This window comes from Nocardia pseudovaccinii NBRC 100343, assembly GCF_001613225.1.
GTDB classification, from domain to species: domain Bacteria; phylum Actinomycetota; class Actinomycetes; order Mycobacteriales; family Mycobacteriaceae; genus Nocardia; species Nocardia pseudovaccinii.
Map to the genome: position 1 here is coordinate 1 of NZ_BDBY01000333.1, position 11,088 is coordinate 11,088.

11 protein-coding genes are annotated in these 11,088 nt (G+C 66.6%); 5 read left to right on the plus strand and 6 right to left on the minus strand.

Going from position 1 to position 11,088, the window contains the following annotated elements; all coding sequences use genetic code 11:
* Nucleotides 1-62: 62 nt before the first annotated feature.
* Nucleotides 63-794 (minus strand): HD domain-containing protein, encoded by a 732-nt coding sequence (locus tag NP3_RS37150; RefSeq protein WP_063046399.1) that lies wholly within the window; start codon nt 792-794, stop codon nt 63-65.
* Nucleotides 795-957: 163 nt separating this feature from the next.
* On the minus strand, nt 958-1,797 hold the full coding sequence (locus tag NP3_RS37155) for an NAD(P)H-binding protein (RefSeq protein ID WP_063046400.1): 840 nt from the start codon (nt 1,795-1,797) through the stop codon (nt 958-960).
* A 63-nt stretch (nt 1,798-1,860) separates the two neighbouring features.
* On the opposite strand from NP3_RS37155, the gene NP3_RS37160 reads away from it, so the two are divergent.
* From NP3_RS37160 to NP3_RS37170, 3 genes are all read left to right on the plus strand, one after another.
* Entirely contained in the window at nt 1,861-2,259 is a 399-nt protein-coding gene (locus tag NP3_RS37160) for a winged helix-turn-helix transcriptional regulator (RefSeq protein WP_063046401.1), read from the plus strand.
* Between the two features lie 211 nt (nt 2,260-2,470).
* Nucleotides 2,471-3,421 carry a GlxA family transcriptional regulator gene (locus NP3_RS37165; protein ID WP_084509513.1) on the plus strand — a complete coding sequence of 317 codons (951 nt, stop codon included), beginning with the start codon at nt 2,471-2,473 and terminating at the stop codon, nt 3,419-3,421.
* A gap of 294 nt (nt 3,422-3,715) precedes the next feature.
* Nucleotides 3,716-3,919 carry a hypothetical protein gene (locus NP3_RS37170; protein ID WP_063046402.1) on the plus strand — a complete coding sequence of 68 codons (204 nt, stop codon included), beginning with the start codon at nt 3,716-3,718 and terminating at the stop codon, nt 3,917-3,919.
* Here NP3_RS37170 and NP3_RS37175 read toward each other — a convergent pair whose 3' ends face one another.
* Nucleotides 3,920-5,362, minus strand: a complete 1,443-nt coding sequence (locus NP3_RS37175; RefSeq protein ID WP_063046403.1) for an aldehyde dehydrogenase — start codon at nt 5,360-5,362, stop codon at nt 3,920-3,922.
* Between NP3_RS37175 and NP3_RS51675 the strand changes: the two genes are divergently transcribed.
* The gene (locus NP3_RS51675; RefSeq protein WP_373864811.1) at nt 5,361-5,870 is read left to right on the plus strand and encodes a hypothetical protein; all 510 of its coding nucleotides are present in this window, start codon (nt 5,361-5,363) and stop codon (nt 5,868-5,870) included. The genes NP3_RS37175 and NP3_RS51675 overlap by 2 nt on opposite strands.
* A 2-nt stretch (nt 5,871-5,872) precedes the next feature.
* Here NP3_RS51675 and NP3_RS37185 read toward each other — a convergent pair whose 3' ends face one another.
* Nucleotides 5,873-6,655 carry a class I SAM-dependent methyltransferase gene (locus NP3_RS37185; protein WP_063046405.1) on the minus strand — a complete coding sequence of 261 codons (783 nt, stop codon included), beginning with the start codon at nt 6,653-6,655 and terminating at the stop codon, nt 5,873-5,875.
* A gap of 226 nt (nt 6,656-6,881) precedes the next feature.
* Here NP3_RS37185 and NP3_RS37190 point away from each other — a divergent pair, with 226 nt between their 5' ends.
* The gene (locus tag NP3_RS37190) at nt 6,882-8,048 is read left to right on the plus strand and encodes a glycosyltransferase family 4 protein (RefSeq protein ID WP_063046408.1); all 1,167 of its coding nucleotides are present in this window, start codon (nt 6,882-6,884) and stop codon (nt 8,046-8,048) included.
* A 176-nt stretch (nt 8,049-8,224) separates the two neighbouring features.
* Here NP3_RS37190 and NP3_RS49710 read toward each other — a convergent pair whose 3' ends face one another.
* Together NP3_RS49710 and NP3_RS37200 are read right to left on the minus strand one after the other, a co-directional pair.
* A complete protein-coding gene (locus tag NP3_RS49710; protein WP_174566302.1) occupies nt 8,225-10,333 on the minus strand; it encodes an MmpA family trehalose lipid delivery protein in 2,109 nt (702 codons plus the stop codon).
* An 82-nt stretch (nt 10,334-10,415) separates the two neighbouring features.
* Entirely contained in the window at nt 10,416-10,883 is a 468-nt protein-coding gene (locus NP3_RS37200; RefSeq protein ID WP_063046406.1) for a MarR family winged helix-turn-helix transcriptional regulator, read from the minus strand.
* Nucleotides 10,884-11,088 lie beyond the last annotated feature (205 nt).

The following is an 11,088-nucleotide window of genomic DNA, read 5'->3' on the forward strand; positions in this document are numbered from 1 at the left end:
AACTCGCGGTACCGCCCGCACCATCTTTCGCGATGGTGCGGGCGGATTCGGCTGTGGCGGGATTATTCGGAGAACGGCGCGAACCGGATCACTTGACGGAAGCCCGTCCGCAAGAGCCATCGAATTCGTCCGTCCGGCATCGCGGCCGCCTCGTTCGTCAGCGCTTGCGTCACATGCTGTTTGAAGTTGTGCCGAGGATGGCGGCGCAGCAGTTCCTCGACCCAGCTCGGATCGAGATCGGACATCCGTGCCCCGAAGACGTCCACGGACGCGCCTGCGGAGACGAAGCCGAGATCGTCGACCTCATCGGCGACTCCGACGGTGAGGTGCGCCGCGATCGCGGCACCGACGGTGTGTGCCTGTTCCGGTGTCGCACCCGCACCGGTGACGAATTCGACGGCCCGCTCCGCGCCCGTCACCGCGAAACACCTTCCGGGCGTTGGATGTTCGAGATGCAAATCATGCAGCAGGCAGGAAACGTAGGCCAACTCGTCGTCGTATCGCGTGCCATCGACTGCAGCGAGCGCACGCCCGAAGAAGTAACTCCGATACGAGTGCTCCAACACGTGCACCGAAAGACATTCCCGCGCTTCCTCTTCCGTGGCCTTGGCCAGCTTCGAATCGGGCAGTTTCAGTTCCGCGAAATCCACCCGCCCGTTCCCGCGTCGACCGAGCGCCATCGCAATCTGCCCCGCAACGAGCCGGGGCAATCCCGCAACGAGCTCAGCAGTCAGCTGCCTCCGCTGACGACCGGAAAGCGCCCCGCTCGTACGCGTCGCCCATTCCCAATCCATCCCAGCAGGCGCACCCACGTCGATCTCCTTCTCCTCGAACAGTCTCGCTCTCAGTGAAGCCCCCGAGGCGGCCACCGACGAGTGGCGCGAATGTCAGTAACCCTCGGATTCTCGCCAATCGTACGCCCCACCAGCAAAAAGTTCGGGCTGGACAGGCGATCGGTCAGCGGAAATCGAGAGCGTGATCTTGTGCCCACTGGGCGAAGGTGTGGGCGGGGCGGCCGGTGAGGTCTTCGACGATCGTCGATACCTGCGGTGGTTCGGTGACGCCGGCCTTCCATCCGGCCAGGACGGCCTCGACGCCGATCTCCGGCATGGTCTTGCCCAGCTCCACGCGGGCCTGTTCATCGGAAATCACTTCGAAAGCGATCTCGCGATCGATGGCCGCACCGATCTGCCGCACCTGCTCGCGCAGGGTCAGTGACTCGGCGCCCCATACGGTGTAGGCCTGGCCTCGGTGACCGGGCTCGGTCAGCGCGGTCACCGCGAGTGCTGCCAGATCCTTTTCGTGGATGGGTGCGGTCCTGGCTTCGGGATATGGCAGCCGGACGGCGCCCTCGTCACGGATGGAATGCTGCCACCACCAGAGCGCGTTCGTGGCGAACATACCGGGGCGGATGAAGGTCCAATTCAGACCGGACTTCTCGATCGCGGACTCGATGACGCTGTGCATCAAGGCAATCGGATTGCTCGACGCATTGCTGTGCAGCACGGCGCCCGACGATAGGAACACCACGTGCTGGACTCCGGCGGCCTCGGCGGCTGCCACGAAACCGTCGATCCCCTCGGGCTTGGCGTATAGGAATACGCGCTGCGCCCCTTCGAGTGCCGCGGGCAGCGTTTCGGGCTGCTCGAGATCGGCCGCGACGACCTCCGCGCCCGGTGGGAAGCCCGCGGTGGCGGGTTCCCTGCTCGTCGAACGGACTTGTTCCCCTCTCGAAATCAGGCCCTCCACCACGTGGCGACCGACATTGCCTCTGGCTCCGAAAACAACTGTGACCATGGCGGCAGCGTAGGCCGCAAGGCTTACCCATGGTAAGGACATACCTTCAGGTAAGCTCCAGAAATGGCGGTACGTTCGCAGGTCCAGCCCACTACCTGGCAGGGCATGAGTGACGCATTCAACAGTGAGTGTCCGGCACGCGAGGTGCTCGACCACATCACGAGCCGCTGGGGCATGCTGATCCTGACCGCGCTGACCGACGGGCCGCTACGGTTCTCCGAGCTGCACGCCAAAATCGGTGGTATCAGCGAGAAAATGCTGTCGCAGACATTGCGCACGCTGGGGCGCGACGGGCTGATCGCGCGCACCGTCGAGCCCACTACGCCACCGCGGGTCAGCTACGAACTCACCGAACTGGGCCAGGGGCTCACCGTGTCGCTGCACCAGTTCCTCGGTTGGATCCGTCAGCACACGGTCGAGGTCATGACCGCCCAGCGCCGCCACGACCGCCAGCACCAGTAACCTCTCGGTGCTGTCCAAATACCATGCATCGCATAGTGTTCGGCATTTTGCGCGCAGGGTACGCGTTGTGCGCGAAAGCCAGCGCCTGTTGCGTCGGCCGAGGCGCCGGGGCATCTGATCAACAGGTGCACGAGGCGGGTGCCTCACCCTCGCGGTGCGCAGCTGATGGCAGGGATTCCGGTCATGCTCGGATTCATGCCACACTGAGGATGTGCAGCAGGTAGTCGCGCTGGCGCTGGACGGCGTCATGACCTACGACCTGGCCTGCGCGGTCCAGGCATTCCGCCACGGGCCGGGCAAGACCGGGGAATCGGTGGGGTTCGAGATGCGGACCTGTGGAGTCCGGCCGGGTCCGGTGTGGACCCCGAACGGTTTCGAACTCCGGGTCGACGAGGGGCTCGAGGCGTTGGCCAGCGCCGACATCGTGGTGGTTCCGGGAATCGGATTGCCAACGCTGCCGCCTGCCGACGAGGTGCTCGATGCGCTGCGAGCCGCATCGGAGCGCGGCGCGACCATGGTGAGCATTTGCGTCGGCGCGTTCATCCTGGCGCGGGCCGGACTTCTGGACGGGCGGGCCGCCACCACCCACTGGGCGTATTGCGATGAATTCGCCGCACTGTTCCCAGCGGTAAAGCTGGACCCCGCCGCGCTTTACGTGGACGACGGTGATGTGCTCACCTCGGCGGGATTGTCCGCGGGAATGGACCTGTGCCTGCATATCGTGCGTCGAGAGCTGGGCGCGGGTCCGGCCGCCGATTTGGCCCGCTGGAATGTGACACCACCGCACCGCGAGGGCGGTCAGGCGCAATACATTCCGGATGCCTTGGGTGGCAATGACTTCCCCGGCGCCCTGGCCGCGACTATGGCCTGGGCGGCGGCGAATCCGGCTGCGGCGCCGGATGTTTCGGCGCTTGCCGGACATGCGCTGATGAGCGAACGCACGTTCATCCGCCGATTCAAAGCCGAGGTGGGCACCACGCCTCGGCGCTGGTTGGAGGCGCAGCGCACCGTACGTGCCAGAGAGTTGCTGGAGACTACCGAACTGCCCGTCGAAGTTGTTGCGGCACAGTCCGGATTCGGTAGCGTCACCGCGCTGCGGGTGCATCTGCGCGCGGCCACCGGTACGACGCCCGCCGGTTATCGCCGGTCGCTGCGTCGCTAGCAAATCTCGTCGGCGAACGCGCGTACCAGGCGGTATCGATTGGTCGATGTTCTCGGATCGTCGAATCTGAAGCCGTCGGTGCGCTACGGTTGATTTGCCCGGACGTGCTTCGTATTAATAAGAAGCCGGTCCGGGAGAGGCCTATGCTTCGCGTGTTTTCCGTCTCGTGACCTGACGGTTCGATTGCCAATCATTAACTGTATGACTTAGATCGACTGAACTACTTCCCTTTCGACTCGCGAATCCGCACCTTGCGGCCAGCGATGAGAGCGACGCATGAGAGGTGGTTGGAACATGACCGATCTGGAAATCGGCCCGCTGGCGGTGCCGCAGATCGAGCCGTCGACCGCGAGCACACCGCTGCGGCGCGCTGCCGGACGTTTGCAGGATGCGCTGCCTTCGGGTTGGCAGGTCGAAATCGTCGACGCCGGTGCGCCGAGCATCGTCGACGCACCGGGCCGTCAGCCGGTAGTCCGGGTGGTTATGCCGGGGGCTTGACTACCCCGTCCATCCCATCGGCATCAGCAGGGACTTCTGCTCGCAGAATGCGTCCAGACCCTCTGGTCCGTTCTCCCGGCCGAGGCCGGAGTTCTTGTAACCGCCGAACGGCGAGCTCGGGTCGAATGCGTACCAATTGATCGCGTAGGTTCCGGTGCGCACCCGCGCCGCGATTTCCGCGCCGTGCTCGATATCGGCGGTCCAGACCGAGCCGGCCAGGCCGTACACGGAATCGTTCGCGATGGCCACCGCTTCGTCCTCGGTCTCGTATGGGATGACCGACAGGACCGGGCCGAAAATCTCCTCCTGCGCGATCGTCGACTTGTTGTCGACATCGGCGAAGATGGTCGGCTCGACGAACCAGCCCCGGTCCACATTTGCCGGGCGGCCGCCGCCGAGCACCAGTCGCGCGCCCTCCTCCTTGCCCTTGGCTATATAGCCCTCGACACGGTCGCGCTGACGTTCGGAGATCAGTGGTCCGAAGGTCGTCGCCGGATCGGTGGGATCGCCGGTCACCAGCGTCCGCACGTGCTCGACCAGCGCGTCGAGGATCTCGTCGTAGCGGCTGCGCGGCGCGAGAATGCGGGTCTGCGCGACGCAACCCTGGCCGCTGTTCATCAGACCGGAGAAGGCGAGCACCGGGATATTGGCGATATCCATATCCGGCAACAGGATTGCCGCCGATTTGCCGCCGAGCTCGAGCGAGACGCTCTTGAGCTGTCCGGTAGCAATGGCGCCGATCTTGCGACCGACCGCGGTGCTGCCGGTGAAGGTGACCTTGTCGACGCCCGGATGCGAGACCAGATACTCCGCGGCATCCGCCTCCGCGGGCAGGATCGACAGCACGCCCTCGGGCAGGCCCGCCTCGGTGAATATTTCCCCGATCTTGTTGGCGGTCAACGGAGTCAGCGGTGCGGGCTTGAGCACCACCGTGCATCCGGCGAGCAATGCGGGCGCGAGCTTATTGGCGGCGAGGAACAGCGGGACATTCCAGGCCGTGACGGCCGCGACCACACCGCGCGGTTCCCGCGAGACCCGCGCGGTACCGAACAGGCCGGTGCGGGTTTCGCGCCAGGGGAAGGACTCGGCCAGTCCGGCGTACGCGTCGAGCGCGGCCACCGCCGGAATCTGGTTGAGCGTCATCGCGATCATCTGCGGTGCGCCCATTTCCGCGGTGAGCGTGGCAAGCAGATCGGCCGAACGCTCCTCGATCAGGCGCGCGGCACGCGTCAGCACCTGGGCGCGCTCCGCGGGCGGTGTGGACGGCCACGGACCGTTGTCGAAGGCGTGCCGGGCGGCGGCTACGGCGGCGTCGACGTCGGCGCGACCGACCACCGGGACGCTGCCCACCGGCTCGACCGTCGCGGGCGAGATGACCTGGAGGCGCTCGGTGGCGGCGGGCGCGGTCCAGCGGCCGCCGATGAACAGGCTGTCGTAATGCATGAGAACACGTTACAGTTTTGTGGCCCGATTGTCTGTAACGTGTTCCAGTTTTTCATCCGGCCAGCGGTCTGAACTGCGCGAATTCCAACCTGTCGGTTCGCTTTTCAGAGAACGCACTATTGCGTTCTATTGCTGCACCGGTCATGCTGTAGCTACTGATCAGCTCGCTCGATTCATGAACCGATTACGCAATTGGGGAGTCAGAGTCATGGCGGTGCAAGTGATCGGTCGGTCGCTGATGACCAGCGACCAGACCGAGCATCAAGCTAAAAGTGTCGGCGCAGGTGGGTGGGTAGTTTCCTTCCTACCGGGCCGGACGCTGACCATCGAGCAGGCAACCGCCGCGATGCAGGCCGCCGAGGCGGTCGCCGTCGTCGGAATGCTGGCTGATCAGGTCGGTCTGACCACCCTGGAGACGGTCGGTTTGGCCATTCAGGAATCGCCATGGGCGGCCACGATCAACGCGTGCGGGCGCAGGAGCTGGCGCCGGGGCTGGCTGGAGAAGTAGCACTAGGGCTTGGTGGCCACTACCACCAGATTGCTCACCAGTAACTCTCGCAACACGGGTACGCGAACCACCCACCAGGCCCAACGCGGGTGGTAGCGGGGGAAAACGATGCGCACATCTGCGGAAGTGCTTGCCGCCCAACGCAACCCGTCGGCGGCGCCGACCGCGAACAGCGACTTGCCGAAGCGGTTCTTCGGTTCCCGGCCGGTCTTTCGACGGTATCGGCGCGCGGCGTACTCGCCACCGAGGTAGTGCCACGGCCCTGTTTCGTGGCCGCCGAACGGGCCGTGCCACACCGTGTACGAGAGCACGATCAAGCCGCCCGGACGGGTCACGCGGACCATTTCGTCAGCCATGACCCACGGCTGCGGCACATGCTCGGCGACATTCGAGGAGAAGCAGATGTCGACCGCGTTGTCCCGGAACGGCAGTGCCATCCCGGACCCGCGGACCGCGCCCGCTACCGAGAGTCCGGCGGCGTGCATCTCCGATGGGTCGGGCTCGACGGGGATGTAGCGCGCACCCGTCTTGACGAATTCGTCGGCGAAGTAGCCGGGGCCGCCACCGACATCCAGGATGGTCGCGCCATCGAGGCCGTGTCCGGTGACATCTGTGTAGAAATCGCCGAGCATCGCAGCGCTGTCGGCGGCCAGACCGCCGTAGAACAGTGCGGGATCGGTCTGCTCGAATCGGAAGCTGCCGAGCAGCCGCAGCGACCGGCGCAAGGTCGCCCGCCGCGCGAACCGGGACACGGCTCGTCCGCGCCGTGGGGCATGCGTCGCCACGGCCTCGGCTGGCTCGGTTTCAGCAGTCGGCACGGCGCAGAGTCTCGCATAGTGCGGGCAACCCGTCGCAGTGCCGCCCACCTGGGCTGGGAATTCTCGCGGGCGTCGGTTGTTGTTCATGCGGTGCGCGATTGCTGGTAAGGGCGCGGTGGAGGCTGGTCGGGCGGGTGCGCGGGTTAGGGTGTACGGCGATATCCGTGACCTGCTGACCGAGAGAAGCTCCACCGTGCGCGAAGTCCTCCTGCTGTGCTGGCGTGACACCGGGCACCCGCAGGGCGGCGGCAGCGAACGATACCTGGAACAGGTCGGCGCGCAGCTCGCCGCGCGCGGGGTCAAGGTAACGCTGCGCACCGCGCGCTATCCGGGCGCACCGAAGCGGGAGCGGATCGACGGCATCGATATCAGCCGGGCGGGCGGGCGGTTCTCCGTCTATCCGCGGGCGCTGGCCGCGATCGCGTTCGGGCGACTCGGCATCGGGCCGCTGCGCGGTCTGCGGCCCGATGCGGTGATCGATACGCAGAACGGGATCCCGTTCTTCGCGGGTGCGGCGACCAAGGCGCCGTCGGTGGTGCTGGTGCATCACGGGCATCGGGAGCAGTGGCCGGTCGCCGGACGGTTCGTCGGGCGGATCGGCTGGTGGATCGAATCGCGGCTCTCGCCGCGGGTGCATCGGCACAACCAATACCTGACCGTTTCGCTGCCCTCGGCCGAGGAACTGGCCACGCTGGGGGTGGATGGTTCCCGGATCGCGGTGGTCCGCAACGGCGCCGAACCCGTTCCAGTGGACGCACCGACCGGCTGTGCGGAGACCCGCACCGAAGAGCCGCGCATCGTGGTGCTCTCGCGGTTGGTGCCGCACAAGCAGATCGAAGACGCGCTGGCGGTTGTCGCACGACTACGGAGTCGGATTCCCGGCCTGCGACTCGATGTGATCGGCGACGGCTGGTGGGCGGACAACCTGAAGGCCGACGCCCGCCACCTCGGCATCGCCGACGCGGTCACCTTCCACGGCCACGTCGACGAGCGGCGCAAACACGAATTGCTCGCGCGCGCTTGGGTACACGTGCTGCCCTCGCGCAAAGAGGGCTGGGGCCTCGCGGTCATCGAGGCGGCGCAACACGGTGTACCGACGATCGGCTACCGCAGTTCACGCGGACTCACCGACTCCATTGTCGACGGGGTTACCGGGGTGCTCGTCGACGATGTGAGCCAGCTCTCCGAGTCCGTCGGTGAGCTCGTCGACGACACCGAGGCGCGCGCTGTCATGGGGGAGAAGGCGCGTGCCCGTGCGCGTGAATTCTCTTGGGAGCAAACCGGGAACGGTGTGTACGAGGTGCTCGCGGCCGCGGCTCGAGGTGAGCACAGCTCGGGGCTTATCCCGCCTGGACCCTGATCGACCGCGCTCGCGCGACCGATTTGTCGGTGACGTGTGCGGGCGATGTCGTGGCCTGCGTATCCGACCCCGCAGAGCCGGTGCGTAGTGCGCCGACTCGGCTGCGGTCCTACCGCAATCGCATATCCAGGAAGTGCCGAGCAAAGCTCGGTCGGGTATGTGGGCCGTCATCGGTTTCACGTGGTTGGGCGTGGGCGCAATATGGCCGCGAGCAGCAGTCCACCGACCAGTAGGGCGGCCCAGAGAATGTGGGCGGCGTAGGCGATCACGCGGTGCGCGGACTGTGATTCTGCGAAATGGCCGGTGGCGCCGGGGACTCGGTACAGCGCCAGTTGGGAGTCGGCGTAGACCGAGTCCAGCTGGGCGAGTGTGGTTTTCGACTCGCCGAGCGGTCCGGGCGTGGTGCGTTCGACGAGGACCCAGCCGACCCCGAGCTCACCCAACCGCCGCGCCGAATCACCTTGCAGCAGTGCGGTTTCCACCTCCCGGGCCCGGGTGCCCTCACCGGCCACGGTGCGCCCGTGCACCGGAAGCTCGCCGGTCTGCAACACATCGCGCGGCAACATTCGTGGCGCCGGATCCAATACCGCCACTTTGCCGCTGTACGGGAACTTCCGAAACATCCCGCCGGGCAACACCGCAACATCCCCAGGCCCATCGATCTGTTCCGCAACCCGCTGCCAGCCGACCGGATAATGCACCGGCTTCAGCGCCCCACCCACACCCCAGGCCAAATCGAACAATGGCGGCACCAGCAGCGCGATGAATACCATTGCGGTCAAGGCCATCCAGGGCGGGCGGGCGGCCTCCTTCGTCGCGGCACTCTTCGCTGCGAAGCGCAGCGCGACCGCTCGACACCCAGCGGCGGCGCACAGCACGTACGCAGGCATGGCTAGCGCCACATACTTCTGCGTATCCCGCAACAACCCCGCACCGGGCACATGACCGACAAGCCACTCCATGCCGCTCATGCCCCAGGACGTCGCCCCCAATGCGGGCAGTAGGACGGCGAGAGCCGCAAGTAGCAGCAATGCGCGACGGACTCGCAAGCTCTCCCGATCGATGCCGCGAGCGGCGATTGTCGCGGCCTCGGGGTGCGTCGAATTTGTGGCGTCGTCGCCTACCGGGGTCGCGCTGGCGTCGGCCGCCTCGCGATTCGAACCCGCGTCGCCTGTGCCGGAATCGACGTCATCTGCTCGGCGAGGGGAGATTGTGGAATCGCCGGACATTTCGGCAGCAGAAGCTGGCGGATGGGTTGTGGCGGTGTCGGATTCATCGGCAAGTGAAGTGCTCGTCGAGGGGGTGGACCGACGAGCGGTACGGCCGTTTGTAGTGCCCGTCTTGATACCCGCGGTGGCGCGGATGCCGAGCGCTAAGAGGGCCAGGAGTAGTGCGGTGGCGATCAGGGCGAGGGGGGTGGTGCGGGAGCCGGGGACCGAGTCGGCGTTCCATATTCCGCCGAGTCCGGCCAGCGAGCCGAAGGTACCGAGGGCGGGTTCGGCGCGGGCGGCGAAGGCGGCGATTCCCGCGGGGTCGGAGGGTTCGGAGCCTGCGCCGGACAGTGCCGTCGCGGTCAACCAGGGTGCGGACGTGGCCAGCAGCAGCGCAAGCGTTCCAAGTAGATTTCGGCGTCCGACCAGGACCATCGCGGTGCAGCCCGCCAGCAGCGCACCCGTCGGGGTCAGTCCCGCGGCCGCGAAGCATCCCGCCAGAGCCGCCCACGAACTCACGGCACTCCTGCGCGAAGCGGACTTTCCGCTTCGGCTCAGGGCCGTCTCGAGTGGCGGCTTCCTGGGGTCTGGGTTGCTCGAACAGCGGATTCGGTACGCGGCCGATGCGGTCCAGGGCAGGGCCGCATATCCGGTCAGGAGGCTCCAGTGGCCTTGTAGGAGACGTTCGGCGACGTATGGGTTCCACATGGCCACCGTGACGGCCACCAGTTGGGGGCCGGTCGATACCCGGAGCAGTTCGCGGGACAGGACCGCGGCGCCGAATCCGGCTGCCCACAATGCGACTAGCAGTATTGCCTTGACGATCGAACCGCCGTCGATGAGCGGTGCGAGCGCTGCCAGCAGCGCATCCTGGGGGACTGCGCGTGGGGCCGCGTCGCCGAGACCGAGCGCGGAGTCCGTGAGGTAGGAACGCGGCGTGCTCACTGCGTCGCGCAGCAGCAGATAGCCCGGCCCGAGCAGTGGGCCTGCGATGAGCAGTGCCAGCAGGCCGCTGTAACCGGCGGGGACGAACCTTGCCCACCGGGTGCGTCGAGCCGGGCCGCTGCCACTCACGCCTGTGCACCTTACGTACCGTCGAGCAAGCCGCCACCTTCCGGTACCGAGCGCCTGTCATGGGCATCACCCGCCGGGCGACTCAATGCCGTTCTTGCAGAGCCGCCCGCCGTTCGACCGCCCGCACCGCGGGAAAGTCGGCGGCGAAGCCGCGCAACAGTTGCAGCGTCTCGTCCACGGGTCGTCCCGTGGTCGCCGTGTCGATCGCGCCGTACAAGCGCTCTTCCACGAGCGCCACCTCGGCGGCGAGCCGGCGTCCGGCGGATGTGAGGCCGAGGGTGATCTGGCGTCGGTCGACGGACCCGGCCTGCTTATCGATCAGGTCCATGGCGACGAGTCGGTCGACAAGTCGGCTCGGGCTGCCACCGGTCTCGCAAACCAGCAGGTCGCCGAGCCCGGCCAAGGTCAGCGGCTGATGGTCGGCAAGTACGCGCAGGACCTCGGCCTGGGATGGAGTCAGTCCCAGTGGTCGTAACTCGGACGACAGTTTTCGGTTGCCCTCCCGCTGAATGGCGAGGATGAGATAGCGCAGTTCCTCAGCTGGCCGCACGGGTTCGCACCTGCCGAGCGCCGTCGAATGAGCGGGTGGACGTCATGGGTTACCACTTTAGATGTCGTGTAACGGGCTGACGCGCGGCAGCCCGCTGCTGAGCTCCTCGTCACGTAGGAACGCGGCGATGGCGTTCGCGTAGGTGTGCGGGTGGGAGAAGCGGAACATGTGGCCGGTGCGTTCCAGGACGACTTCCCTGGCGTCC